At 45.1% G+C, this 26,665-nt stretch carries 20 protein-coding genes; 10 read left to right on the forward strand and 10 right to left on the reverse strand.

The window, feature by feature from the left end:
• Positions 1-136: 136 nt before the first annotated feature.
• The gene (locus FTD44_RS05350) at positions 137-829 is read right to left on the reverse strand and encodes a zinc metallopeptidase (RefSeq protein ID WP_222165510.1); all 693 of its coding nucleotides are present in this window, start codon (positions 827-829) and stop codon (positions 137-139) included.
• A 171-nt stretch (positions 830-1,000) separates the two neighbouring features.
• Between FTD44_RS05350 and FTD44_RS05355 the strand changes: the two genes are divergently transcribed.
• Positions 1,001-1,930, forward strand: a complete 930-nt coding sequence (locus tag FTD44_RS05355; protein WP_222165511.1) for a hypothetical protein — start codon at positions 1,001-1,003, stop codon at positions 1,928-1,930.
• 30 nt (positions 1,931-1,960) lie between these two features.
• Positions 1,961-3,583 (forward strand): ABC transporter substrate-binding protein, encoded by a 1,623-nt coding sequence (locus tag FTD44_RS05360; protein ID WP_317196829.1) that lies wholly within the window; start codon positions 1,961-1,963, stop codon positions 3,581-3,583.
• Between the two features lie 4 nt (positions 3,584-3,587).
• Here FTD44_RS05360 and FTD44_RS05365 read toward each other — a convergent pair whose 3' ends face one another.
• A complete protein-coding gene (locus FTD44_RS05365; RefSeq protein WP_222165512.1) occupies positions 3,588-4,298 on the reverse strand; it encodes a class I SAM-dependent methyltransferase in 711 nt (236 codons plus the stop codon).
• An 11-nt stretch (positions 4,299-4,309) separates the two neighbouring features.
• Positions 4,310-5,329: a dipeptide epimerase gene (locus FTD44_RS05370; protein ID WP_222165513.1), complete on the reverse strand. Its 1,020-nt coding sequence runs from the start codon at positions 5,327-5,329 to the stop codon at positions 4,310-4,312.
• 97 nt (positions 5,330-5,426) lie between these two features.
• Between FTD44_RS05370 and FTD44_RS05375 the strand changes: the two genes are divergently transcribed.
• The 6 genes from FTD44_RS05375 (at position 5,427) to FTD44_RS05400 (ending at position 12,964) form a co-directional block, all read left to right on the forward strand.
• The gene (locus FTD44_RS05375) at positions 5,427-6,143 is read left to right on the forward strand and encodes an outer membrane beta-barrel protein (protein ID WP_222165514.1); all 717 of its coding nucleotides are present in this window, start codon (positions 5,427-5,429) and stop codon (positions 6,141-6,143) included.
• Between the two features lie 79 nt (positions 6,144-6,222).
• Complete coding sequence (gene chrA / locus FTD44_RS05380) at positions 6,223-7,482, forward strand: chromate efflux transporter (protein ID WP_246625352.1); 1,260 nt, start codon at positions 6,223-6,225, stop codon at positions 7,480-7,482.
• Positions 7,483-7,593: 111 nt separating this feature from the next.
• A complete protein-coding gene (locus tag FTD44_RS05385) occupies positions 7,594-7,800 on the forward strand; it encodes a hypothetical protein (RefSeq protein ID WP_129020032.1) in 207 nt (68 codons plus the stop codon).
• A gap of 87 nt (positions 7,801-7,887) precedes the next feature.
• The gene (locus FTD44_RS05390) at positions 7,888-10,527 is read left to right on the forward strand and encodes a TonB-dependent receptor plug domain-containing protein (RefSeq protein ID WP_222165515.1); all 2,640 of its coding nucleotides are present in this window, start codon (positions 7,888-7,890) and stop codon (positions 10,525-10,527) included.
• Positions 10,528-10,593: 66 nt separating this feature from the next.
• Complete coding sequence (locus FTD44_RS05395; protein ID WP_222165516.1) at positions 10,594-11,940, forward strand: MFS transporter; 1,347 nt, start codon at positions 10,594-10,596, stop codon at positions 11,938-11,940.
• 55 nt (positions 11,941-11,995) lie between these two features.
• Positions 11,996-12,964, forward strand: a complete 969-nt coding sequence (locus FTD44_RS05400; protein WP_222165517.1) for an AAA family ATPase — start codon at positions 11,996-11,998, stop codon at positions 12,962-12,964.
• A gap of 56 nt (positions 12,965-13,020) precedes the next feature.
• On the opposite strand, the gene FTD44_RS05405 is transcribed toward FTD44_RS05400, so the two are convergent.
• The 4 genes from FTD44_RS05405 to FTD44_RS05420 form a co-directional block, all read right to left on the reverse strand.
• Positions 13,021-14,847, reverse strand: coding sequence for a cytochrome-c peroxidase (locus FTD44_RS05405; protein WP_222165518.1), 1,827 nt, complete (start codon positions 14,845-14,847; stop codon positions 13,021-13,023).
• Between the two features lie 13 nt (positions 14,848-14,860).
• Positions 14,861-15,781, reverse strand: coding sequence for a leucine-rich repeat domain-containing protein (locus FTD44_RS05410; RefSeq protein ID WP_222165519.1), 921 nt, complete (start codon positions 15,779-15,781; stop codon positions 14,861-14,863).
• Between the two features lie 20 nt (positions 15,782-15,801).
• Positions 15,802-18,003 carry an alkaline phosphatase PhoX gene (locus tag FTD44_RS05415; protein ID WP_222165520.1) on the reverse strand — a complete coding sequence of 734 codons (2,202 nt, stop codon included), beginning with the start codon at positions 18,001-18,003 and terminating at the stop codon, positions 15,802-15,804.
• Between the two features lie 330 nt (positions 18,004-18,333).
• Positions 18,334-20,001: a DNA polymerase/3'-5' exonuclease PolX gene (locus FTD44_RS05420; protein ID WP_222165521.1), complete on the reverse strand. Its 1,668-nt coding sequence runs from the start codon at positions 19,999-20,001 to the stop codon at positions 18,334-18,336.
• A 178-nt stretch (positions 20,002-20,179) separates the two neighbouring features.
• On the opposite strand from FTD44_RS05420, the gene FTD44_RS05425 reads away from it, so the two are divergent.
• Positions 20,180-21,418, forward strand: a complete 1,239-nt coding sequence (locus FTD44_RS05425) for a PQQ-dependent sugar dehydrogenase (RefSeq protein ID WP_222165522.1) — start codon at positions 20,180-20,182, stop codon at positions 21,416-21,418.
• A gap of 131 nt (positions 21,419-21,549) precedes the next feature.
• Here the strand turns inward: FTD44_RS05425 and FTD44_RS05430 are convergent, their stop codons facing one another.
• Positions 21,550-22,110, reverse strand: a complete 561-nt coding sequence (locus FTD44_RS05430; protein ID WP_317196830.1) for a 3'-5' exoribonuclease — start codon at positions 22,108-22,110, stop codon at positions 21,550-21,552.
• A gap of 67 nt (positions 22,111-22,177) precedes the next feature.
• Here FTD44_RS05430 and gltX point away from each other — a divergent pair, with 67 nt between their 5' ends.
• A complete protein-coding gene (gene gltX / locus FTD44_RS05435) occupies positions 22,178-23,701 on the forward strand; it encodes a glutamate--tRNA ligase (RefSeq protein WP_222165523.1) in 1,524 nt (507 codons plus the stop codon).
• Positions 23,702-23,776: 75 nt separating this feature from the next.
• Here the strand turns inward: gltX and FTD44_RS05440 are convergent, their stop codons facing one another.
• Positions 23,777-24,622: an outer membrane beta-barrel protein gene (locus FTD44_RS05440; RefSeq protein ID WP_222165524.1), complete on the reverse strand. Its 846-nt coding sequence runs from the start codon at positions 24,620-24,622 to the stop codon at positions 23,777-23,779.
• 89 nt (positions 24,623-24,711) lie between these two features.
• The gene (locus FTD44_RS05445) at positions 24,712-26,514 is read right to left on the reverse strand and encodes an OmpA family protein (RefSeq protein WP_222165525.1); all 1,803 of its coding nucleotides are present in this window, start codon (positions 26,512-26,514) and stop codon (positions 24,712-24,714) included.
• Positions 26,515-26,665 lie beyond the last annotated feature (151 nt).

The raw sequence follows: 26,665 nt of genomic DNA on the forward strand, positions 1-26,665 counted from the left end.
GGGATAGCCATTGGCTATGATACCAAACCAACAAAGATAAGTATTCGGGACTGGTACCCAATAAATAATAGTTAAAATGTTGTATAAAAAAAGCGGCTCACATGAGCCGCTTTTTTTATACGTTTCGTCATTTGTTTTAATCCCGTGATCTGCTGTTGGTAAACAGCATGATATAATAGATCAGGGTTGCAATAGAACTGATTGCCGCCACCACATAGGTTCTGGCCGCCCATTTCAATGCATCCTGTGCTTTATCATGATCGGCACCTACCGTAACCCCGGCAGATTCCAGCCACTTCAGCGCCCTGTTACTGGCATCATACTCAACCGGCAGGGTAACCAGGCTGAATATTGTAGACATGGCAAATAATACTATACCTACCAGCATCACTATAGGGCTGGCCTTGGCCACCAACAGCGCCAGGCCTATCATAATCACCCATTGAGATAAACGGGTACTGATATTCACCACGGGCACCAGCTTACTGCGCAATTGCAGCATACTGTAACCGGTGGCATGCTGTACCGCATGACCGCATTCGTGGGCGGCTACTGCTGCCGCTGCAATACTATTGCTGGCATATACCGATTCACTCAGGTTTACGGTTTTATCTGCCGGGTTATAGTGGTCGGTCAGTCTTCCCGGTGTGGAAATAACCTTTACATCCATAATACCATTATCACGCAGCATTTGCTCTGCCACTTCTTTACCGGACATGCCGCTCATCAGCGGATCATGGCTGTACGTTTCAAATTTACTTTTCAGTCGATTACTGACATACATCCCGACCAGGAACATAATACCGGCAATCAGATAATAACCCATCATAATTTAATACTGGTTTGATTATTACTTAAAGGTACAAATTTGGGACCAAATTAATTTTGACAGATGTTATGACATTTTTATACTTTTAAGGGCCGAAATCCGCATTTGGTGCAATTTCTGGCATAAATCAAGCCCATTTATCATTTGTTTTTTAACATATATTCAACAAGCATGAGAACATTATTCCTGAGTATACTAGCCTGCTTATCGACCTTCCTGCTTACAGCACAAGATAATTATTTCAAAGTAAGTACCCTTAATCTGAAAGATGGCAGCGTACCGGTATTTTCTAATAAGAAAGCGAAGAAGGTAAGCAAACGCATTAATGAATACCTGCAACTGGCCACAGTGGGCAGCCTGGCAGAACCACACAAGGACAGTATAACCTGTGCTTATGATTATGTTATTCTGCAGAATAATAATCGCTGTCTGTCTGTGCGCTGCACGCCGATCGACAGTACGCTGCCTGTGACAACCAAAAGTATTGCTTTTAATGCGGCTACCGGGCAGGTCATCGGCATCACCGATCTCTTCTCTTCCACCGGATTAGGAGAACTGAAAAGAATGATTTTACGCCAGCATGCCGATGCTGTTGCACAATATGTCCCTGCAGAAAGTAAGGAGGAGGTGAATAAATGCCTGAAAAATAACCTGGGTATATTTACATTAAAACAAGGTATTATTTCTATCCAGTCCGCATCATGCTTCCCGGCAAATACGCCATACCGTGCGGTCCTGGACATACCGGTGCAACCGGTACAAAATCTGCTGAGCAATTATGGCTTCGGCGTATTCGGGCTAAACCCTGATGTAAAAATGAAAAAGATGGTGACCAATAGCCTGCCGAACCTGTATTCCGGCAAGATCGGAAGTGATGCCGTTCTATTACAGTTAGACCCGGTGATGGATAAAACCCTGAGTGGAGTGTTATATAATGTACATACCGGTAAAGCCATACCGGTACAGGGCAGCTTCCGCAGTAACCATTTCGATGCAGAAGGCAGCTGGGGTAAATTCAGTGTGGTGATCAGCAATGGCATGGTGCAGGGCAACTTCAGACCAACCGGCGGCAGACCGCAAACCGTAAATCTGGAAAAATAAACCGTATTTTGCCCTTCAAATAAATCATCCGTGCTGCGCAACTCAATCGTTTGTCTATTATGCCTTGTCTTTCTGAGCTCCTGCACACAGAAGGCTAAGGAGCGTAAGATGGTCTTCCGGTATAACCAGGCCGGCGGACTGGAAACGCTGGACCCTGCATTTGCTAAAAACCTAAGCATTATGTGGGGCGTGCACTTTATATTCAATACCCTCACCGAAGTGGACAAGGAGCTTAAGGTTACTCCTTCCCTGGCGCAATCCTGGGAGCTATCCGAAGATGGGCTGCAGTATACTTTTCATATCCGCAGAGATGTGTATTTCCATGACAACGAAGCCTTTCCCGGTGGCAAAGGCCGCCGCATGACGGCTTATGACATACAATATAGCTTCGACCGGCTCATCGATCCGCTGACGGCCTCTTCCGGTGCCTGGATCTTTAATGACCGCGTACGCAGCAAGCAGCCATTCGAGGCGATCAATGACAGTACTTTCCTCATTCACCTTAACCAACCCTTCCGCCCGCTTCCGGAGATACTCAGTATGCCTTACTGCTCTGTGGTACCGCATGAAGTAGTGCGTAAATGGGGCAAGGATTTCCGTAATCATCCCTGTGGCACAGGACCCTTCCGTTTTCAATACTGGGATGAGGGTAATACACTAGTACTGCATAAGCATCCCGGCTACTGGGAACAGGACAGCAGCGGCCAAAAACTTCCCTACCTGGATGCGGTACAGGTAAGTTTTAATGATACCAAGGCAACAGAGTTCCTGTTATTTCTGCAGAAGAAACTGGATTTTGTAAATGGATTAGACGGTTCTTTCAAAGACCTTGTACTGACGAAGAAAGGTACCCTGAAACCGGACTTCCAGGATAAGATACGATTGAAGAAACTGGTATATCTGAATACCGAATACCTGGGTATACTGGTCGATAAGGAAAATGCAAAACTGAAAGGTACTCCCCTGCTGCATCCTAAGGTGCGCCTGGCGATTAATTATGCCATAGACCGTAATAAAATCGTGACCTACTTCCGTAACGGTGTAGGCATACCGGCCACTACCGGTTTTATCCCTAAAGGCATGCCGGGTACGGAAAAGCGCCTGGCTACCCCTTATGAATATAATCCGGCCAAAGCCCTGCAATTACTGGCAGAGGCGGGCTACCCGAATGGTAAAGGTCTTGCCCCTATTATATTACAATGTCCCGAAGCGAATGTGGATGTCTGCAACTTTGTGGCTACACAATTAAACGATATTGGTATACCGGCAAGGGTGCAGGTGATGCAACCCGGATTGCTGCGTCAGGAGATGAGCCGCTCACAGGCACCATTCTTCAAAGCACAGTGGATTGCCGATTATCCCGATGCGGAAACATACCTGGCATTTTTCTATAGTAAATTCCCCGCACCGCCGAACTATACGCGTTTTAATGATCCTGTATTTGATCACTTATATGAACGCAGCCTGCAGGCCGAGGATGATGCTACCCGCTTTCATATGTATGCACAGATGGATAGCCTGATCAGCAGTAAAGCACCTGTGGTACCGCTGTTCTACGACGAGATGTTGCATTTTACCCAAAATAACATCAGCGGATTCGAAGAGAACCCGCTGAATATAATAGACCTGAAAAGGGTGAAAGTTAATAAGTAGTACCTTACAATTTTGTACCATTGACCCCAGTAGCACAACCGAAAAAGTATTGCTGAAACTGCACAGACAACCCATTTCGTTCAAAAATCTGTTTTACTTTTTCGCTGTTTTCAAACTTTGCAGTATAGACCCATAGCATTTTATAATCGCTGGGATTTCCAAGAAATAATTTTCCTAATACTGGTATAATCCGGGCCAGATATAGCCTGTAGAAAAACAGCAGGGGCTTATGGGCAGGCTTTGATACTTCTATAAAGCTAAATTTTCCATTTACCTTCAATATACGTTTCAATTGCTTTGCCAACTGATCTAACTGCTCATCTGTAAATGTTTTCAGGCCATATGCACAGGAAATAATATCAAATGTATTTTCAGCATAGCTATTCTCCAGCACATCTTCACAGACAATGTTCAATTTGTCCTTAAATATCCTTTGGGCTTTCGGCATAGCATTCCGTACCATTTCATCAGAGAAATCAAGGGAATAAAACTGTGCATTCGGAAATTGCTGTTTCAATATAGACCAGTTTTCTCCTAATCCGGACAAAAGATCCAGCACTTTCAGTTCTTTCGAAGAGGTGCCTAATTGTCGCAAATGCTGCCTTCTCCATCGTATGGAAAACCCGAACGAGGTAATGTAATTCATCCGCTCATAAGAACCTGACATCTTATTGAATAAGGTCTTTACATAAGCCGGATCATATATATTTTCCATAGCTGTATTGCTTAATTGACCTTCTTCAGTCCCAGTCCTGTGCCCTGAGGCTGCAGGATGTGGCCATTCTCGTAGCGGATGCCCTGCATACCCGTTGTATCCTCAGATAATAGTGGCCCGTCGATATCGGCATAATCAGCAAGGGGCAATAAATGGCTTAAGGCGGTAGCACCGATCACTCCTTCATTCATACTGCCCAACATTACTTTCAGTCCTTTGGCTTTTGCAGCGCGAATGATGTCTGCACCTGGTGTAAGGCCTGAGCACTTCGATAGTTTTACATTGATCCCATCATACAATCCGGCAATCTGCTCCAGGTCTTTAATGCCCTGACAGGCTTCGTCTGCAATAATTGGAATGCTTGTCAGCGTTTTCAGGATACGCATATCTTCTACATTGCCTTTCTCCAGAGGCTGCTCAATCAGTTCTATACCGGCCTGCTCCAGCTCCGGCAACAGGATTCTGGCTTCTTCCAGGGTCCAGCCCTCATTGGCATCTACCCTGATCTTTGCATCCGTCACGCTACGGATTGCTTTGATTACGTCCATATCCTCACGGCTACCCAGCTTTACTTTATATATAGGCCAGGGATGCGCCTGCACACGACTTATCGCTTCTTCGGGACTGGCTATTGCAATGGTATAATCGGTCAGGGGAATGTCTTTCCACTCCAGGCCCATCAGCTGGTATACAGGCTGGCGCTTCATATGCCCGAACAGGTCCCAGCCGGCGATATCCAGGGCTGAGGTCAGGAAGTGCTCACCGGGAATGAGGTGATGCAGGAAATGCCAGAAACGGTCGGGGCTATTCAGGTTGTATTGCTCAATCATTCTCCGCTTTGCCTCCAGCAGGGCAATCATGTCCTCTACTGTTACATTATGATAGCTGATAGCGGTAGCCTCTCCATAACCCCGAAGAGCTGCGATACCCAGGCTGATGCTGAGGCTCTCCTGCTGGGTTTTTATTCCTTTTGAAATGCGGAAGGGATACTGAAAAGGGAAATTATGACGTTGATATTGTAATTGTAACATAAAGCAGGATAAAAATTAAACCACAGAACGACAAAAATAGCGATTTAAATCTCCTATCTTTGTACCCTTTTATAAAAATAAACATATAAAAAAAGCGATGAAGAAAATCTTCGGCACTATCTTATTGGGTTTAATGGGCAGCATGTCTGTTTTCGCCCAGGACAATACAACTGAAACTCCAACAGAAAAGAAAAATATACGTAAACCATCTCAGGACCATATCATGATCCAGTTATCTCACGATCGCTGGGCCGGTGCTCCGGATTCTGTAAAAACAGGCGGACTGGGCAGAGGCGTGAGTGTGTACCTGTGTTATGATTTCCCGATCAAGAAATCTAATTTCAGCTTCGGTGCGGGTGTCGGCATTACCTCTAACAATATTTATTTCAAAAACCAGCGTATGGTACTGAACGGACGTACCGGCAGTCCCGTATTTACAGAGACTGATAAAACTATCTTCAAAGGCCAGAAGCTGAATACCACTTATCTGGAAGCTCCTCTGGAACTGCGCTATTTTGCCAATAAAAACAACCGTAATACTGGTTTTAAATTTGCCATTGGTGCAAAAGTTGGCTTTAACGGTATCGGCGGTGCCCATTTTAAAGAAAAAGAATCTATTGAAGGTAAATTTGTAACCTATAAAACAAATACCAAACGTTATATGCAAACCTGGAGACTGACCCCTACTGTACGTATTGGTTATGGTAACTTCAGCGTATTTGCACAATACACGGTAACACCGCTGTTTAATACCGGTGCAGGACCGGAAGATATCCGTCCGATGTCCTTCGGAATCTGTATCAGTGGTCTTTAACCGCAATTAATCCAAAATACTCCGCGAAACTTTACCCAAAGTTTCGCTTTTTTTATATTTTGCTTTCCAATCTCCTCTATTGACCCGGTTGTATCGACATATCGAGTTTCTGAAAGCTGTACTGCTGTATACGCTTACAGCATTTGGCGGCCCTCAGGGTCACCTGGGCATGATGCTTCGCATCTTTGTAGAACGCCGTAAAGATATTACTGAAGAGGAGTTACTGGAGCTGAATGCCTTTAGTCAGATGCTGCCCGGCCCTTCATCTACGCAAACCATTATGCTGATCGGGTATAAGCGCGGTGGCCCTACACTGGCCATTCTGACCTTACTGATATGGGTATTGCCGGCAGCCATCCTGATGGGTGCCTTTTCTTTCCTGATTACCTATATGAATATCCAGGCGATCAAAACCACGATATTTCATTATATACATCCCATGACGATCGGCTTTGTAGTGTATGCTGCACTGAAAATGATGGAAAAATCGGTCAGCAACCCGGCCACCTGGATCATCATGATTACATGCGGAGCCCTAACCCTGATGTTTCATAATCCCTGGATCATCCCGGTTATGTTCGTCCTATCGGGTTTTATTACCAACCTCAGCAATAAGCGTATTCCGGAAAAGAAAGAACCAAGAAAGAAACTGAAATGGATCAATATACGCCTGTATATAGCCGTATTTATCCTGGTAGGTCTGCTCAGTGAGCTGGCACGCTGGGGAGACTGGCCTTATAAGCGCATCTTTAACCTCTCTGAAAATTTTTACCGCTTCGGAACTCTGGTGTATGGCGGCGGACAGGCATTATTGCCCATGATGTTTTTCCAATTTGTAACCAGACCCCTGGCTATTGGCAGAGAACCTTTCCTGAGCTCCTCTGAACTGATTACCGGCTTCGGTATGGTACAGGCTATACCCGGACCAGTATTTGCCGTTTGCGCCTATGTAGGCGGCATGTCCATGAACCAGTTTGGCAGCGGCTGGCAGATACTAGGTGGCCTGGTAGCCATCACAGCCGTATTTCTGCCCAGTACTTTATTACTCCTGTTTTTCTACCCTATTTATCATAACCTGAAACAGCATGTGATCATCTATCGTGCGCTGGAAGGGATTAATGCGATGATTGTCGGTATTGTATGGGCATCGGGCATCCTGTTCTCGATGGACATATTACATATCACAAAGCATAATTTATTATCTTTTGACTGGGTACAGAATGTAGACCTCCTGAGTATACTGGTGCTGATCGGCACTTATCTTACCCTACGGTATACCAAAGTACCCCCTCCGCTGCTGGTTGGCACCGCATTAATTCTGGGGTATTTCTGGGGATAACAGAAAACTTTTGTTAAGGCTACCGGATTTATACCGATTTGTATTGTTTTATATGAAAATAGGTTACATTTGCTTCGAATAACAATTAATTATACCAAAAAATAAACCGACATGGATACTTCAAAATTCATTACAGCTTATTGCTTGAAAACAAAAGAGAAAAACGTACCAATGCACAATGCCGTAGTTTCTAAAACAGCTAGAGGCGGTTATATCGCTAAAGGTGATGATGGAAAAGGCAATAAAATGAGCGCGATCCTGGGTGAGGCGAAAGCATTACAAGCGATCAAAGATAAAGTTGCGAAACAAGATTTCTAATCAATACTTCATTGATATAAAAAAGCGCAGGGTATATCACCCTGCGCTTTTTTATTATCTTGCGTCCGAAAATATAGTTTATCCTACATGAATAAATTTTTACTCGGATTATTCTTATTACCCGCAACTGCTACAGCCCAGCAGGACAGTGTAACGCTGCATCAATCGAACACCACTGTAGAAGCCACAAAGAAAATTGTTGTATACAAACAGCCAAACATTTGGGCACAATCTACCAACTTCTCCAATGCATTGAGTATAGCACAGACAGGAGTGCAGACATTCAGTTCCGGCGCTCCCGGAAGTGATATTGAAATGATTATACGGGGAAGCGCCAATCCTTATGGCAACAGCAAACCCCTGATTATGATAGACGGAATGCCTTTCTACGGCGACTATTCCGCGATCAATACCTATAATATTGAAAGCATCAGTGTTGAAAAAATACCGGCTAATTTTAGTGCACCATTAAGCCTGGCTACAAATGGCATCATTCATATCCGCACTGCAAAGTCTGCTACTCGACCCTCAAAATGGTATGTGAACCTGAATGCCAATATGGGGTTCAGCAGTCGTGCTATACCTCAATATGATATCATTACCGATCCGGGCCAGTATTATGAAACTTATTGGCAAATGTTAAGAAGAACTATCGTTGGAGGTCCAACTCCAGAACAAGCAGCTTCTGAAAATCTGATCCCAGCACTTTATGGACACAACTTGTATAATGTCCCGGATGCCGAATTGATTGATCCCACAACTGGAAAACTGAACCCTAATGCACAATTAAAGTATAAGGACAGTTGGAAAGATGCACTCACCAGACCAGGTTTATTACGACAATACAATGTCGGCGCAAGAAAGACATGGAAAAAAGCAGATGTATTTATTTCCGGCAATTATGCCAAAGATGATGGATACATGATCAAATCTTCATTCGAACGTATGGGAGCCAATCTGCAGGCACATTACAGACCAGTAAAAGGTTTAGAAATCTGCCTGTCAGGATTGTACAGCTATAGTAAAGATCAGACATTATATCTTGCAGGTACGACATCATACTATAATCCATTACTTGCACTATTCAATACGGCTCCGGTCCACCCTGTATATGAAAGGGATGCAGATGGTAATATCTTAACAGATCCAACAACAGGTCAGAACCAATATTCTGCCTATCCTCAAAATATATATGTCATACCTGCATTAAAAAACAGAACTACTTACCAGAGGTATAAAAACCTATACGTTATACCTAACATTAAGTATGAAGTAGTACCAGGCTTGACCGCCTCGGTACAGGCAAGTTATATGAAGCGTGCTAAACAATATACCAGTATTCCCGATGATACCTGTGTATTAACTGATAATTTCATTTTTCAACCCAAAATCAGCTACCATACTCAATGGCATAAACATCAGCTATCTGTAAAGGCTCAATATTTCAGTATGAAGGCATCACTGGACAGGCGAAATGAAATTGTAGGCCGTTATATAATATCGGAACTATTGCAGGATAGCTATCAATCGGTCCTGGGAGACGTTGCTTATGACTTCAATAATAAATTGAAAGTGCAGGCAAAGCTTCAAAAGCAACTGAAAGTAACTGCCAATCCGTATATTCAAGACAATGCCTGGAGCTGGGCAACTTTAGCCAACTGGAAACAAAAAGTGTCTACGTTGAACACGGAATTCTCTGCGGGTTACAGTAGTTCTGTAATTCAATACAATCTATTCAACCCCATAACAACGGAGCCCTACTACAGTGTTCAATCAAACGGTATGAATCCTATACAAAAACAAATCGACCTTGGAGTTAAAATATCCGGAAATCGTGTTGAGGCAAATCTTAACTGGTTTCAGAAAAGTGGCCGCAACATATATCTGATGCAGTATTTTCCTCCAACAGTAGGAGGTAGCTATCTTATTCAGGGATTAGATACCAGAACCAGGGGATTAGAAGTTAATATCAATACAAGACTTACGAATCCCGGATCTGCTATAAGCTGGAACTTAGGTCTCCATGCTACGCACTGGAACACTAAAGTAACTGCTGTTCCCGGAAATGATACAATATATACCTACAGGGGTTTAATCACTAAGCGAGCGAATGTTAATGAATGGTATGCACCGGAATATGCAGGTATTAATCCTCAAACAGGAGCAGCATTGTATTATAAATATATGAATGGAGGGAAAGTAGCCACTAACGATTTTTATAGCCTTGAGAGAAAAGATTTTCAATCACAGGGAAGTGCATTACCTGTTGTATTCGGATCGGTGTACAATTACATTACATACAGACATCTCAGTCTGCAGTTTGCCATTTCTTACTCACTTGGCGGTAAAGCATATGATGCATACTATTCTTCATTAATGGGAGGATATGGCAACTATCATAAGGATGCCTTAAATGCATGGAATCCTGACAACAGGACATCCACCATACCTGCCATAGACATAAACTATAACTATGACAAGTATAGCTCCCGCTTTACTACCAATGCTTCCTGGGCAAGCCTGAAATATGTAACCCTGAACTATCGGCTGCCATTCAAACTGTATAAGAAATCGGGCTTTGACAATATGAGTGTATATGCCAGCGGGGAGAACCTATTCTTCATCAGCGCCCGTAAAGGCTTTAACCCTAATGAAGCTATAGGTACACCAATGTATAGTTACCTGCCCATCCGTACGGTACGCCTTGGTGTAAACATCGACCTGTAATTTAAATTTCAAATATTTTTAATCAGTCCCTATGGTTTGTCCATAGGGACTTTGTATTTTAGTCCGATGATTGAACAGTCTTTACCCAATAAGAAAAAAGTGCATCGTGCCTGGGCCATGTATGACTGGGCCAACTCGGCATACAACCTGGTGATCACCTCCACTATTTTTCCTATTTATTATATCAGCATTACCCGCAATGAGGCTACAGCAGATAAGGTTTCCTTCTTCGGACTGGAAGTGGTGAACAGTTCGCTGCTGAACTATGCACTGGCATTTGCCTACCTGGTGATTGCCATACTCTCTCCTATTCTTTCTTCCATGGCCGACTCCAGGGGCAATAAGAAGCGCTACATGCAGTTCTTCACCCTCACCGGATCAATTGCCTGCATGGCACTATATTTTTTTACCGGACAAAGGATAGAGCTAGGTATACTCCTCTCTGTGGTAGCCGCGATCGGCTATTGCGGCAGCCTGGTATTTTACAATGCCTATCTCCCCGAAATTGCGATCAAAGAGGAGCAGGATCAGCTGAGTGCCAAGGGCTTTGCCTATGGTTATATTGGCTGTGTATTACTGCAACTGATCTGCCTGGTATTTGTTTTCAAATACAAAGACTGGTTTGGCCAGACCGAGGATTGGGGTCCACGTATCTCTTTCTTCCTGGTAGGTCTTTGGTGGATCGGCTGGTCTATCATACCATTCACCGTATTGCCCAAACCTGCCGTTCCGGTAATCAATAGTACCAAAGCTAAAAGCGTGGTACGCGGCAGTTTCAGCGCTTTGAGAAAAGTTTCGAAACAGGTGCAGACCATGCCTAAACTAAAAGTATATCTTGCGGCCTTCTTTTTTTACAGCATGGGCGTACAGACGGTAATGCTGGCAGCTGCGGTATTTGGCAGTAAAGAAGTTAAAAAACTGGTGGATGGTGAATGGGTGAATATGGGGGCACAGGACCTGATTCCGGCGATTCTGCTGATACAACTGGTAGCGATTCTCGGTGCTATGCTGATGGCCAGATTATCGGCTAAGATCGGCAACTTTAAGGTGCTGATGCTGAATGTATTTATCTGGGTAGTGATCTGCTGTCTGGCCTACTATACCCGCACTAATTACGAGTTTTACGGCATTGCTACTCTGGTGGGTATCGTAATGGGCGGCATACAATCGCTCAGCCGTTCAACCTACGCCAAACTGATCCCGAAAGACACGATGGATAATACTTCTTATTTCAGTTTCTATGATGTGATGGAGAAACTGTCGATTGTACTAGGCATGTTTAGTTTTGCGTTTATAGAACAGATCACCGGCAATATGCGCAATGCCATCCTGGCCCTGATCAGCTTCTTTGTTATCGGATTTGTACTGCTGCTGTTTACCAATAAGGCTCCTTTGCAGCGCCGCAAATCCTGATTTACGGTAATAAATAATTTTTGTTTTTCGCTTTTATTCCTTTTATTTTGGATATATGACACAGGCATTTTCTTCAGATGTAGCAGCGGTTCAGTATTTGCAGGAAAAATATGCAACCCTGAAATCGGCTATCGGCAAAATTGTCGTGGGACAATCGGATGTAGTAGAGCAATTGGTTATGGCTATACTGTGTAACGGACATAGTCTGTTAGTGGGTGTTCCGGGACTGGCAAAGACCTTGCTGGTAAAGACACTTGCAGATGCCATGGACCTGAGCTTTAAACGCATACAATTCACTCCTGATCTGATGCCCGGCGATATTACCGGTTCCGAGATCCTGGATGAAAACCGCCATTTTAAATTTATCAAAGGACCTGTTTTTGCCAATATCATCCTGGCAGATGAGATCAACCGTACACCACCCAAGACGCAGGCTGCCTTACTGGAAGCCATGCAGGAGCGCACGGTTACTGTTGCGGGTGTGGAGTATCCATTACCCCAGCCATTCTTTGTACTGGCTACCCAAAACCCCATCGAGCAGGAAGGTACTTATCCGCTTCCGGAGGCACAGCTCGACCGTTTTATGTTCCTGATCAAAGTGGACTATCCGAGCTTTGAAGAGGAGTTGCAGATCGTGAAGCAGACTACCGGAAATGCCGTTGCCGCCATAGAGAAGGTGCTGTCGGGCGAAGAGATTATCTACTTCCAGAGCCTGATCCGCAAGGTACCCGTACCCGACAATGTATTATCTTATGCCGTAAAGCTGGCACAGAGTACACGCCCGGGCATGAATGGCAATGAGGCAGCTACCAAATACCTGGCCTGGGGTGCCGGTCCGCGCGCTTCGCAGAACCTGGTGCTGGCGGCTAAATGCCATGCAGTATTACATGGCAAATTCTCTCCTGATATCGAAGATGTGAAAGTAGTTGCTGCTGCGGTACTGAGACATCGTATCGTACTGAATTATAAAGCAGCTACGGATAATATTACTATTGAAAAATTCATAGAACAGATCAGCGCTTAGCATTAGTGCTGGTTTATAAAAGATGTTGCGCCGCCCTACGGGCGGCGCAACATCTTTTATAAACGGATAGTTTTCTGCTTGTAAGAAGTCGTGTCGGTCAATGCACCGATAAAGGCTTCCAGGTCTTTCTTCTCTCGCTCACTTAATCCCAGCGGGTCAGGAGGCAGGGTCTGATTATCCAGCTCAAATCCTAAACCGGCACCTCCCCCACGATTATAAAAATCGATCACTTCTCTTAAAGTGGCAAACACTCCATTATGCATGTATGGTGCCGTAACTGCGGCATTGCGTACACTGGTGGTTTTGAACGAATGCAACTGATGCGGGATTTTATATAAATGATATTTGCCCGAATCCAGGTCCAGCTTAGCATTCAGGGTATCGGATGTTTGCGGCACGCCTAATATTTCACTCTCCATCTTTTCAAAATAAGGAGGTACCGATCCGTTGAAGGCCGGCATAAAATGGCAGGTACCACATTTGGCCTTGCCCATAAATATATTGAAACCACTGATCTCCTGCGCCGTCATCGCCTGGTCATCGCCTCTCATGTAACGATCGAAAGGACTATTCATCGCCGTCAGCGAGCGCACATAAGCGGCCAGTGCATATTTGATATTGGCAGCGGTTACGGTATTGCTTCCATATGCCTGCTGATAGGATTTACGGAAGACCTTATCTTTTGTATACGCCGCAACAATATGCTCAAAGGCTCCTCCCATCTCTGCAGGATTGGCAATCACATCATGCACCTGGTCTTCGAGAAAAGTAACACGGCTGTCCAGGAATTGTACGGGCTGATAAGCCGCATTCAGCAAGGTAGGTGTATTGCGCAATAACTTACGGTCTCCGGCAATGGTTTCATTCAATGCCAGGCCATCAGTGAAGGCCTTGTCTGCCATATGACAGGTGGCACAGCTGCGCTTGCCGGTTGCAGAAAGCCTGTTGTCATTAAACAATTGTCTGCCCAGATCAATGATTGCAGCGGTCGGTCTCGGTGCACCTGTCGGGGTATAAAAACTCAGATCATAAGCTGCTTCGCTGAACAAATGCGGTGCATTGGCGGCAATAGCCCTGTTATGTGTCTGCACAAAGGGGATCGCATGATCGACCTGGTACTGGTACATGCTGGCACAAAGCGGATTTACATACTTGGATACAAAAACAGCGCGGTCAAATTCATTAAAATCTCCTGTATACTGCTCCAGGTATTGCAGTGTTTTCTGTGCGGACTGATGCATCTGATCAGCCTCGGGGAACATATTCAGCAATTGCACCGTAGCACGCATGGTAGACCTGGCTTCAGGAATACTATTCAATGCGACCGGCACATCAAAACCACTGATACCCCGGGTGATGAGCCGGTACAGGTTCAGCTTGATGGCATCCAGTACCGATGAGCGTGTAAGCGACATATTGGCCTGCTGAGCCTTCAAACGGTTAACGGCGAAGATCAGGCCATCGACTTCTTTAATTGCAGCTTTGGGCTCCCAATTATCTGAGGCGAATACAACCTCTTCCAGCACCTGGAATCCGGTTGGATAAATAGGTTGTTCCGGTTCGGAGACTTCTGCCTCTAACAGGTTCGGCCCATTGATCTTTAAAGCGGTTTCGGGGAAGTGGTATTCCACCAGTGATTCTATTCTTTTATAGGTCAGGCGAGACTGCAGAAAGGCTTCCTGTACCTGCGCCTGCGGTGCCCTGGTCATAAGCATTTCTCTCAGCAGCCTTACCTGCCCTTGCAGGCTGTCTACCTGTGTACGGAAATAGGCACTCACCTGTGCAACCGGATCATTTTGTTTTTCTGCACTCAGTAGTGCCGCTGTGATGATCACCGCAGCAATGGCAAAAAGGGTTTTTAGTTTTATCCAGTGTTTATTCATGTTCATTCTGTACTTAAAAAACGATATTCGTATGGGGCAGTGCTTTCTTTAATCGATCGATGGTTTCTTTACTGATCGGGTTACCGACCAGGATAATATTGCGCAGGTGTTGCATCCCAAAAAGGCTTTCCGGTAAGGATTGCAGCTGATTGTTACTCAGGTACAGCGACTCCAGTGATTTCAGTTTGGCCACGGAAGCAGGCAGTGTACGCAGTTGATTGTTGTTGACATTGATAGACTTTAATGCCTTCATCTGATGAATGTTTTCCGGCAATACTTCCAGCTGGTTATCGCCCAGATCCAGGCTCTTTAATTTATCGAGCCGGGTAAACGATTTAGGCAGGGCCTTCAGTTTATTAAAGGTCAGGTCCAGCTCTTCTAATGTACTGAGCTTACCGATCTGCTCCGGAAGGTTCAGTAATCCGTTATGGCTGACTTCCAGCAGGCGTATACTTTTCAGGCTAGTGATCTCTTTCTGCAGGCTGCTGAAATTATTCCAGGACAGGTCCAGTGTTTTTAATTGCTTCCAGGCTGTAATACTTAAAGGCAGATCTGAAAGGCCGTTATTATCGAGTTGCAGAAATTCGATCTGCTTCCAGTTGCCTACGGCTTCCGGTAATTTCTTCAGATGATTATTACTGATGATCATACTTTTCAACCGCAGCAGTGCGCCAACAGACTCCGGCAGAAAGCGATAGCTGTTCTTTTGCAGGTCCACCGTTTCCAGGTGTACCAGTTGCCCGATCTCCGGGTTCAGGACTTCATCCTTCACAATACGCAGAGAGAGTATGGTCGCACAATCTTTATATTTCAGTGCTTCGTTTACCGAACGGAAAGTAGATTTTGTGCAGTCAAATGCAGGTTGCTGTGCATGCAAACAATAGCCTCCCAGAAGAAAGGCTATTGTTGCACTCAAATAATATTTGAGCTTCATTATGGTATTCGTTGAGGTTATTATTGCTTGATAATTTTGGTATGTAAGGTCTGACCATTGATATGGATTGCTGTGGTGTATACACCTGCAGGTAATTGCTGCATATCAATTTCAAATTCATTTTTACCGGAAGTGATCTTACGATCCTGCTTCAGTACTACCGCACCGGTTACATTGTACAGTTCGATGGTTGCTGCTGCAGTGATCTTGCTGTTCATTACCACCGTTACTTTCTGTGTAGTCGGATTAGGATACAGTGAGGTCAGGCTTGCATGATCTATAACTTTTACAGATGTAGTCGTATCTTCTTCCTGGATCGCATCTGGTCCCAGGAATTCTTTACGGGCAATAACGATTGCAGATTCTTTATTGAATTTAACCAGGGCACCGGTTGCATCACGCATCTCTGTTGCATTGGTAGCATCAGGGTGCTGCATTGATACGAACATATAACGGTTATCCGGAGATAAAGTCATACCGGTAGGCTCACAACCTGCTGGTGTTACCGCAAACAGTTTTACCGCAGGATTAGTTTGTGTGTGACATGGTGGTACCATCCAGATGTGGTTACGGCCACCATCCTGGATTACATACAGGTTACCTTCGTTATCGAATGTCAGGTTATCTACACCACCATCCCATTGCTCTTGTACAATGCCATCAGCAGTTTCGATGTTATAGATCGTTGCACTGTTACCTACAAATACTTCCGTATGACTTACGGTGCTGCCGTTATCTGCAAAGCGGTATACACGGCTGGTTGCTTTTGAAGTGAAATAGATTTTATGATCCAGCGGACTGATCTCTACATCCTCAACACTGTTGAAGTTTGTAGCGCCTACAGCAGATGCATAGGTTCTTACATTATTACAATCTTCCGGAGTGTAGTTAGGGATACCAATCCAGTCACCAGTTGTAGCAGAACCGATAGGTCCGTCCAGTTTTAATACGAACAGATCACCTGAGCTCATATCGCCTGCAGTGTGTGCTACATATTTCCAGATATAACCGTAAGAGCTTTCATCAGCACCTTCGTACACTGTTTTCTTATCAGGTGCTACCACACAGTTTTCGTGGCTCATGCGACCCATACCCCAGATCTTATCCGGTGTACCGTCGTTATCATAATCTTTGATTGTGTGTGTAGCCGGGTCGATCTCAACCATCCAGCCGATATCCTGGTAACCATCGTTATTCACATCAGCAGTCGGTAATGTTTCTTCTGAAGTAATGATGGTGTTCCAAGGTGTTACCGTACCGGAACAGTTACGGCCTGTACCGCCGATACCACCGAAGTCTACCGGAGCATTATTGGTAATAACCCAGGTATCTGTAGTATCGTTGAAGTTAATGTTCAGCATAGATACACCTGCAGTAGGCCATGAACCCAACTCGTGGTTGATAGACAGGTAACCTTTTCTGCTGCTGTTATTGATCGGCACATAACCGGTAAAGTCAAACAGACCTTTGGTTACACCATCAGCAGCATTGGTGTATGCATCGCCTTCCTGTAATAACATCTGGAAGGTATGTGTAGCAGGAATTCTCAGAGAATCAGGCTGTGTGCTTGGCATTACAGACACGAAACGAGAGATGTGCAAAGAGTCCAGATTCTGATCGCAAACAACCGGTGGTACTGGTTCTACCAGTTCCAGTTGCAGGGCGAAAGAAAGATCAGAACTGCTCAGATCACACTGGTGTACTTCTACAGCGAATGTATTGGTACCCACCTGTAATGCTGAGGCCGGAATTACGTGAATACGGAAATCGTTTTCTGTAGCGGTGTTGCTGCTTGCAAATGTTGTATAAGTAGAAGTAGCCGGCATATTATCACGGATGATCTCCTGACCATTCAGGAATACTACGGCACCATCATCTCTTCTTAATTTGATCACTACATCCTGGTTAGCTGTAGGTAAAGCAGCCAGGTTGAATTGTGCTCTGAAATAGGTAGTTGTGTATTTGGTTGCGGAATTCGGACCAAAGCTTACTATTGTAGCTTCATCACCATCACCATAACCCAGTTCTGCGTTACCAGAAGCCCAGGCAGCATCGGCAAAGCTCGCTGCCGTCCATGCTGTACCCTGATCGGTACCATTGTCCAGGTATTTCCAGCTGCTCTGTGCAGGGAATAATACCGTTGTTAACTGTTGTGCATTAGCCTCCATCATCCCCAATCCTAACAGCGCCGCGCAACCTAAAAGTGTAAATTTCCGTTTCATAATCAATTGTCAAATTTTGCTGACAAAGTTCCACTGACAGTGTTACAGAAAGATTACTGAAAGGTTACCGAAAGATTATGCCAGGGTAAAGATTATGTAAACACGGTTGACATAAAAAAATATCCGACTGTGCCCAGCCGGATATTTTTTTATATAAATGTAACTGAATGTCCGCTTAAAGGAAACAAAGACTAGCATTATGATTGATGTAGCCTACTTTATACCTTTTGTTTTGATGCAAAAGGTAGCGCTAAAAATCAATGTGTCGGTGATTTTATTACCGCCGGATTATATAAGGCCATCTTGAGCGATCTTTATGGTGCGGAGCGCTTATTGTTTGTACGTTGCAATAAACTGTTCCATTTCTGCCAGAGAAAAAGAGCTGAGGTTCTGCGCTGCAGTCAGGCCTCCTTTCTGCGCGGCCATTACCCCATACTTTACCAGGTCCATACCGTCAATGCTATGTGCATCAGGGTTGATGGATAATAGTACTCCTTTTGAAAGTGCATATTCGATCCAGGTCCAGTCAAGATCCAGGCGACGCGGATGTGCGTTGATCTCCAGCACTACCTTATGCTCCGCACAGGCATCGATCAGGGTTTTATGATCGACAGGATATCCGTTGCGAGACAGCAACAGGCGGCCTGTCGGGTGACCCAGAATACGCGTTGCAGGGTTTTGAATAGCTGTCAGCAGACGATGCATGGCCTTCTCTTCCGTCATCTTCAGATTGCTGTGTACCGATCCGATGACCAGGTCAAAGGTGCTCAGTACCTCATCTGTATAATCCAGTTGTCCGTCATTGAGGATGTCGGCTTCTATACTTTTGAAAATTTTAAATGGTGCCAGCTGTACGTTCAGTTTATCGATCTCTTCATGCTGTAAGCGGATGCGCTCAGGTGTCAGCCCATTCGCATAAAATGCAGCCTGAGAGTGATCACTGATCACCAGGTATTCATAACCTTTTGCTTTTGCGGCCTCGGCCATCTGCTTCAGAGAATGCTGCCCATCGCTATAGGTAGAGTGACTGTGTATGATCCCTGTAATATCGGAAGGCATGATCAACTCCGGCAGATTATTTGCTGCAGCCTGTGTTAGAACAGCTGCGTTATTTCTCATGGCAGGATGTACATAGGCCAGTTTATTAGCGGTAAAAATATCCTGCTCGCTATTGATGTTTTCCCGCAGCTGATACTGTGCGGCAAAAGCCTCCAGGAATTCCGGCTCCCCACTTCCGGCAAACAATTGTTTATAAAATGCAGTTGCATCCGGTACCAGTACAAAAGTAATAGGTGGCAATCCGGCAAGTACGATTACCAGGCTTTCTGTATCCTGTGCTTCAGCAAGCTCGTACTCCATTCCTACAAATGCCGTCAGGATCTGTTCACGGTTGAGCGTAGTCACCATATCCAGTTGCGACAGTGTCGGCATCTGGCGGCGAAATGCGCCTGCCGGACTGATCAGTGCATCGGGATATGATTGCTGTAAACGGTCTGTGATCTGAGCCAGTACAGCATCCGCTGCGGCATACAGACAGAAACCGGAATTGGAACGCATAAACGCAATGCTGTCCAGTATGGCCTGCTGCGTTTTGGCACCAAACCCTTTAATAGTCGTGAGCCTGTTTTCCTGGCAGGCATACTCCAGCTCGCCAATGCTTTCAAGGCCCAGCTCTTTCCATAAAAGGCTGATCTTTTTAGGTCCGATTCCTTTTATAGATAACATATCTATTACTCCGGGAGGAGTCTTCTGTACATAATCTTCCAGGATACCCAGCTTACCTGTAGTATCCAGTTCATGAATCTTGGCCGCCAGTGATGCTCCTATAGCCGGTAAGGCCTTAAGGGCATCGGTAGACAAACCGGAAAGCTGCTCCGGTAATTTCTCTACGCGAAATGCCGCTGAGGCATATGATTTTGCTTTGAAGCTATCTTCGTTATGGATATCCATGAGCTTGGCCAGCAGCTCAAAATGGTCGGCAATTTCATGATTTGTCATAGCACAAATATATTGTGAAAATGCCAATCAGACATAAGCATTAATATCTGTCTGGCTCCGGCAATACCTGTTAAGCTTTGCCTGGTTTAGGAAAACATTAGCTTAACCAATCATTTACAAATTATCATTATATACTATATTTGAAACAACTTACCCATTTACCTCTAAAAAATATGCTATGAACTTAAGATCTATTGTACTCCTTTCTGCCATTGCTATAGGGAGTACACAATGCAAAAAAGGAAATGGAGGCGGTACTGAGCAACCGGGTAATGACACGGTAAGCCGTTTTGCGCCTGTTGAAACCGCTCCTCCGAATACGAATTACCCTTCGGCATTTGAGGGCCAGACCCGCATTTACGGGATCAAAACATTCACACCACTTAAGGTTGAGGTGCTCACATCCTCACTCAGCAATCCCTGGGGCATAGAAGTATTGCCGGACGGTCGTTTCCTCATTACGCAGAAAGCGGGCACACTAGCTATTGTCAGTGCTACCGGTACTATTGAAAACACGATACCGGTGAGTCCTGCTGTAGCCAATGCCGGACAGGGCGGTCTGCTGGATGTGGCATTAGATCCGAACTTCAGCCAGAACAGGATGATATACTGGTCATTTTCCCAACCGGTAAGTGGTGGTAACCTGACGGCCATTGCTAAAGGTAAGCTGGCTACGGACTGGAACAGTATTGAGAATGCATCTGTCATCTTCCAGGCTACTCCATCTTATAATGGTAGCTTACACTTTGGAGGCCGTATGCTTTTCGACAACCAGGGCAATCTGTTGCTGGGTACCGGTGAGCGTTCTGACCTGGTAACCCGTCCGCAAGCTCAGGAGCTGAATAGCCACCTGGGTAAGATCCTCCGGATCAAAACAGACGGTACTCCGGCTACAGGTAATCCTTTCCTGAATACCAGTGGTGCTATGAAAGCAATTTATTCCTACGGTCACCGCAATGTGCAGGGACTGGCCATGGACAGGGTTAATAATGTTTTATGGGCCGCAGAATTTGGCCCTTTGGGTGGTGATGAAGTGAATATTGTGGAGGCCGGTAAAAACTACGGATGGCCGGTTATCACTTATGGAAAAGAGTATAGCGGTGCCACTATCGGTAGCGGCATCACACAGCAGAATGGCATGGAGCAACCACGCTATTACTGGGATCCTGTGGTATCGCCCAGTGGTATGATCTTCTACACATCTAGCCAGATCCCGGAATGGCAGAATAACCTGCTGATCGGGGCTCTAAGCGGTACACATATTGTGCGCCTGAGAATCCTGAATAATAAGATTGCAGGTGAAGAGCGCCTGCTGCAAAGTGAAGGTCAGCGTTTCCGCGACCTGGCCCAGGATAATATGGGTAATGTATATGCGGTAACTGATCAGGGCAGGCTGTATAAGATCTCTAAATTATAAAAGCTATATTCAGTACCAAACAATAGGAGATACCTCCCTGTGGTTGGCATGACGAAAGTATCAGTACAGATAACAAAGACATAAAAAACAACTGAATATACAGGCCGGTGATGACACCGGCCTGTATATTTTTATAAACGAATCTTTAAATCCATTTCCTGTTTCATCGTGAGCAGGGCTTCTGCATTGCCCCGGGCATCATCTACCGGATTATGGGTATGCCTGGTGCGCCGAAGGTGTTTAAAATTCTGAAACATATCTTTCTGCATCCCTTTATAAAGGCTGCCCAGGTTTTGAGAACTGAAGCCAAAGGGATTTTTACCGGTAAAATGGTGGAAATACCAGCAGATAAACATCCAGTCAAAACCGTTATTGTCACTGATAAAAATCGGTTGCCCCTTTACATTTTTGCTGAGCCACTGTGCAAATGCATTCATCACCTCCGCCGGATCGGCAAAGGTTTCCGTCTCGGCTCTGCTGAACCCGGACACTGCCAGCGCTTCTGGAATAAACTGTGCTGATATGGGCTTTAACTGCCCGTAAAAGGTCTTGTCTAAAGGTTCTTCTACCAATACGGCTCCAAAACAGATCATGGAGTAATCTCCGGGAATAGGGCCATCACTTTCTATATCGACCATTACATAGGGCATAATCTCATCATTTTGCGGAGCACCAAATATACGATCAAACACATTTGGATTATTCCATATTTAAAATTTGTCTTCTCTAAACTCAAACAATTTGTAATAACTTCGCGGCATGGAAAATCATGTTAGGGTTCGTTTCGCCCCAAGTCCGACCGGTGGCTTGCATTTAGGTGGCGTACGCACTGTTTTATTCAACTATCTTTTTGCTAAAAAACATAAAGGCACTTTTGTGCTGCGTGTCGAAGATACCGACCAGACCCGTTTTGTTGAGGGTGCGGAACAATACATCTTCGATTGCCTGAACTGGGCTGGTTTGAATCCTGATGAGAGCCCGCTGAATCCGGGTGCTTATGCGCCTTACCGCCAGAGCGAGCGCAAACCAATGTACCGTCAGTATGCCGAGCAACTGATTGCACAGTGTAATGCATACTATGCATTTGATACTCCGGAAGAACTGGAGCAGATGCGCGAACAATATAAAACTCCTGAGAACCCTTCTCCTCAATATGATCACCGTACCCGCGGACAGATGCGCAATTCGCTGAACCTGTCTCCTGCGGAAGTACAGGAGCTGATTGATGCAGGTACACCATATGTAATCCGCATTAAAATGCCGGAAAACGAAACGGTACAATTTACCGATCTGATCCGTGGCAGCATCAGCAATGAAACGCAACTGGTAGATGATAAGGTATTGCTGAAAAGCGATGGTATGCCTACTTATCACCTGGCTGTGGTAGTGGATGATTACCTGATGAAAATTACACATGCCTTCCGCGGAGAAGAATGGCTGCCAAGTGCTCCTATTCATATCCTGCTGTGGAAATACCTGGGCTGGGAAAATGAGATGCCGCACTGGGCTCACTTACCACTGATCCTGAAACCGGATGGCAATGGTAAACTGAGCAAGCGTGACGGCGAGCGCCTGGGCTTCCCGGTATTTGCCATGGAATGGAAAGACCCTAAGACAGGTGATATCGTTGAGGGCTTTAAAGAAAAAGGTTTCTTACCGGAAGCATTTATCAACATCCTGGCGATGCTGGGCTGGAATGCCGGTACAGAACAGGAAATCTTCAGCCTGGAAGAATTATGCGATTTATTCTCTCTGGAAAGGGTACATAAAGGTGGTGCTAAATTTGACTATGAAAAAGCCAAATGGTACAACCAGCAACATATTCAGCGTGCAGACAATGCACGTCTGGCACAACTGAGCAAGCCTTACTTTGAGGCAAAAGGCGTTACTGTTGCAGACGATCAGAAACTGGAGCAGGCTGTGGCTATGGTTAAAGAACGTTGTCATCTGCTGAGCGATTTTGCAGAGCAGGCTTCTTTCTTATTCGCGGCACCGGTTACTCATGACCTGGATGCGGTTAAACCTAAATGGACTGCTGAAAAATCTGCTTTCTTCACCAAATGGATGGATGGCCTGGCGCAACTGGATGAGCCAGCTGCTATGGAGGCTGCATTCGGCGCGCTGGCTGCTGAGGAAGGGCTGAAAAAAGGTGAACTGATGATGCCATTACGCATTATGCTGGTGGGTGGTAAATTCGGACCGGGTGTATTTGATATCATACACTTCATTGGCCTGGAAGAGACCAAGACCCGTGTACAGCATGTGCTGGCAGCACTTGCATAAAGCAATCAAGAAATATAAAAAAGGATCGCCGGGAATAGTATTCCCGGCGATCCTTTTTTATATACTCCATAAATGTTAGAAGCGGTATTGCAAACCGATGTTTACATTCAGCACTTGTATGGCTGTTGTAGCTTTTTCGACAAAATAATCAGATGCAAAATCTGAGGAGTTATTACGTGTCTTGTCGAAAAATGTGATTCCGTTGTTGATCAGATTCTGCCATTTCATCTCTCTTTCTACTGCACCTACTTTACCATTTCTGCCCAATGCCTGGTAATAATCTGCTCTCAGATTAATACCCAGCTTAGGGGTAAAGCGATAAGTGATTCCTGCACCGATGCCCGGCATCAGTGCAAAACGGGTAGACCCTTCGTAATTATAAGCAGTCGCAGATACAATTACCCCTTCGTATTTATCAGCATTAAAAGGATTCTTGGCCCATACTGCCTGGTAGTAATCCGGGTTGCTAACATTCACAAAACCCAACCTCAGTCGTACATCCGCACTCCAGTGTTCATTTTCCAACACTTTATATACCGGTCCGATGAATAAGCCAAACTGACGAAATACAGGATTCGGTTTCTGATATAATTCAGTGTATCCGTTTTTAATATTGAAAGAATAGGCTCCGTTATCTACGATGGTATCTTTACTATGCTGCTGGTAGCCCAGGCCCAAACTCAATCCCAGGCGATTATTGGCCATGAAATAATAATTACCGTCCAGCCCGATATTGAAACCGGTATTCGCTTTACCGGTAATACCAGCGTAATCTCCCATAGGCAAACTCGCACCAGCACCAAGGTTCAATTCAAAAGAACCCGGAGCACGCTTACGGCTCTCCTGCGCTTCCACTTGCTGTGCCGAAGCCATAGTTCCGGTTAGTAATCCGGTCAATGCGAACAACAATAATCTGCTCATATTTTTATTTTGTGGGCCAAAGTTACAGCTTTCGTAAAACAAAAAGCGGTCCGCTGATTAAACGGACCGCTTTGCTGTGATCGTATATTTTAGTACTTCAATACTTTAATTTCTGTTCTCCTGTTTTGTTCATGCTCTTCTTCGGTACAGTTCACACCATCGGCACAGTTATTCACCAGACGGTTTTCTCCGTAACCTTTTGCCACCAGGCGTTTACGGGCTATGCCTTTAGACACCAGGTAGTTTACTGCAGCCTCCGCACGCTGTTGAGACAGGGTTTGGTTATACTGACGGTCACCACGGCTGTCAGTATGAGAGGATAACTCTATCGTCATGCGTGGATTGGTTTTCATAACACGTACAATATTATCCAATACTATAGCGGCATCCGGACGGATGGCAGAAGCATCAAAATCGTAGAAAATATTTTTCACCACAAATGCTTCGCCTTCTTTCAGATCACATACACCCAGTTTAAGGGTTACATACAATGTCTTACTACGATCCAATCCTTTAGTGGTCACCAGTTCTGTCTGAGAGAATTTACCGCGCTCGCTGGCTACAATATTATAATCTTTCTTAGGGTCCAGCTGGAAATTAAAGCGACCTTCTTTATCAGATATCTGCGTGAGCATAGCACCATTATCGCCCTGCGTCAGGTTGACTTCTATACCGGAAATTTTATGGCCGGTTTTACAGTCAATGGTTTCGCCCACCAGGGTGAAACGTTCATCATCATGGAATAATTCTTTGTATACATTATTGCCTTTAAACTCTGTCTGGGCAATCTGGGCGCTGGTTGTAGCCACTCCGTTCTTATCACCTCCAACGGTATAATCTTTAGCAGCCAGTTTGGTATTGATCATACCATTGGCATCGGTAATACCTGTATACACAGTACCTCCGGCGTCTTTGATCTGTACTTTTACGCCACCTAATGCCAGGCCTGTTTTCTTATCTTTTACCATCACAATGGTTTCTACAGCACCTTTGCTCTGGCTGCCGCCGCTGTTATCATGACTGCGCTTACTACTGTTGCCAAAGCGCAATTGCAGCCCCAGGCTTATATTCATATTGGTGATCGGTGTAGTACTACTGGTGGTTTCTTTACGGAAATACTGATCTATATTATTTACATAATTACGCGAGCCTTCCGGTTCTTCCCAGAATTTAATGCTGCCATCCAATACCTGTGCAGTCTGCTCATGTTGGGTGACGGTGAACTTACCTGCCTTGCCAAAGCTGCTCAGGTAATCGGCCTGTAATACAATACCCAGGTTGCTGTTTACATTATAGACCAGTCTCGCTCCGGCCAGTCCCATCAGGGCTACCGGTTTATTGGAACTGTTGTCGGTATACACCGGTGTGATCAGGTGCTCATACTGTGTGGTGAAGGGGTTCATTGCATACAGGTCCTGCTGGTATTGAGGGTATTGCTGAATCAGCGCACCTACCCTTGCAAAGACATTCAGGTCAAATGCTCCGAAACGTGTTCTGTACACGGGGCCGAGACTCAGCGCTATATGCTGGAAGGCATTGCCCTTTTGTGTGAAGGTGGTATATCCATCCTGGAAGGTGTAGACATAACTGCCTGCAGCATTTGAATCGGTGTTAAATGCTTTCAGTTTATGCTGCTGATAGCGTGCATCGATACCGATACCCCAGTTACTATTATTAAAGAAGTAATCCAGTGCCAGACCGCCGTTGATTCCGTTCTTAGCCTTTCCCGGTGCACCACTATAGGTGCCGGTCGGCATACTTAAGCCTCCGAATAAGGTAACCTGAAATGGCTTTTGTTCCATTCCTGTTGCAGGAACCGGAACGGTCTCCTGAGCTGCCACCGAGCCCGTTACGGCAAGGGCAATCATAGTAGTGAGTATCGCTTGTTTCATAAATCCCTTTTAGTATTTAAAAAATAGTTCACAATTTAGTAAAACGCTGTTTACGATCAATCAGGAATATTGCGTTTTAACATCTTATGTTGTTAACGGGCAAAACAATAATTCATCAAAATATAATATTGCTCTAAACCATTTGGCGTTA

Origin of the sequence: Edaphocola aurantiacus, assembly GCF_019797745.1 — a bacterium.
GTDB lineage: Bacteria > Bacteroidota > Bacteroidia > Chitinophagales > Chitinophagaceae > Edaphocola > Edaphocola aurantiacus.

What these genes read in the sequence shown, in the direction of transcription:
- FTD44_RS05370 (WP_222165513.1), bottom strand. Translation starts at nt 5,329, where the DNA reads ATGTTACAATTACAATATCAACGTCATAATTTCCCTTTTCAGTATCCC.
- FTD44_RS05350 (WP_222165510.1), bottom strand. Translation starts at nt 829, where the DNA reads ATGATGGGTTATTATCTGATTGCCGGTATTATGTTCCTGGTCGGGATG.
- FTD44_RS05440 (WP_222165524.1), bottom strand. Translation starts at nt 24,622, where the DNA reads ATGAGCAGATTATTGTTGTTCGCATTGACCGGATTACTAACCGGAACT.
- FTD44_RS05390 (WP_222165515.1), top strand. Translation starts at nt 7,888, where the DNA reads ATGAATAAATTTTTACTCGGATTATTCTTATTACCCGCAACTGCTACA.
- FTD44_RS05375 (WP_222165514.1), top strand. Translation starts at nt 5,427, where the DNA reads ATGAAGAAAATCTTCGGCACTATCTTATTGGGTTTAATGGGCAGCATG.
- FTD44_RS05425 (WP_222165522.1), top strand. Translation starts at nt 20,180, where the DNA reads ATGAACTTAAGATCTATTGTACTCCTTTCTGCCATTGCTATAGGGAGT.
- FTD44_RS05355 (WP_222165511.1), top strand. Translation starts at nt 1,001, where the DNA reads ATGAGAACATTATTCCTGAGTATACTAGCCTGCTTATCGACCTTCCTG.
- FTD44_RS05365 (WP_222165512.1), bottom strand. Translation starts at nt 4,298, where the DNA reads ATGGAAAATATATATGATCCGGCTTATGTAAAGACCTTATTCAATAAG.
- FTD44_RS05385 (WP_129020032.1), top strand. Translation starts at nt 7,594, where the DNA reads ATGGATACTTCAAAATTCATTACAGCTTATTGCTTGAAAACAAAAGAG.
- FTD44_RS05410 (WP_222165519.1), bottom strand. Translation starts at nt 15,781, where the DNA reads ATGAAGCTCAAATATTATTTGAGTGCAACAATAGCCTTTCTTCTGGGA.
- FTD44_RS05445 (WP_222165525.1), bottom strand. Translation starts at nt 26,514, where the DNA reads ATGAAACAAGCGATACTCACTACTATGATTGCCCTTGCCGTAACGGGC.
- FTD44_RS05420 (WP_222165521.1), bottom strand. Translation starts at nt 20,001, where the DNA reads ATGACAAATCATGAAATTGCCGACCATTTTGAGCTGCTGGCCAAGCTC.
- FTD44_RS05400 (WP_222165517.1), top strand. Translation starts at nt 11,996, where the DNA reads ATGACACAGGCATTTTCTTCAGATGTAGCAGCGGTTCAGTATTTGCAG.
- FTD44_RS05405 (WP_222165518.1), bottom strand. Translation starts at nt 14,847, where the DNA reads ATGAATAAACACTGGATAAAACTAAAAACCCTTTTTGCCATTGCTGCG.
- FTD44_RS05415 (WP_222165520.1), bottom strand. Translation starts at nt 18,003, where the DNA reads ATGAAACGGAAATTTACACTTTTAGGTTGCGCGGCGCTGTTAGGATTG.
- gltX (WP_222165523.1), top strand. Translation starts at nt 22,178, where the DNA reads ATGGAAAATCATGTTAGGGTTCGTTTCGCCCCAAGTCCGACCGGTGGC.
- FTD44_RS05395 (WP_222165516.1), top strand. Translation starts at nt 10,594, where the DNA reads ATGATTGAACAGTCTTTACCCAATAAGAAAAAAGTGCATCGTGCCTGG.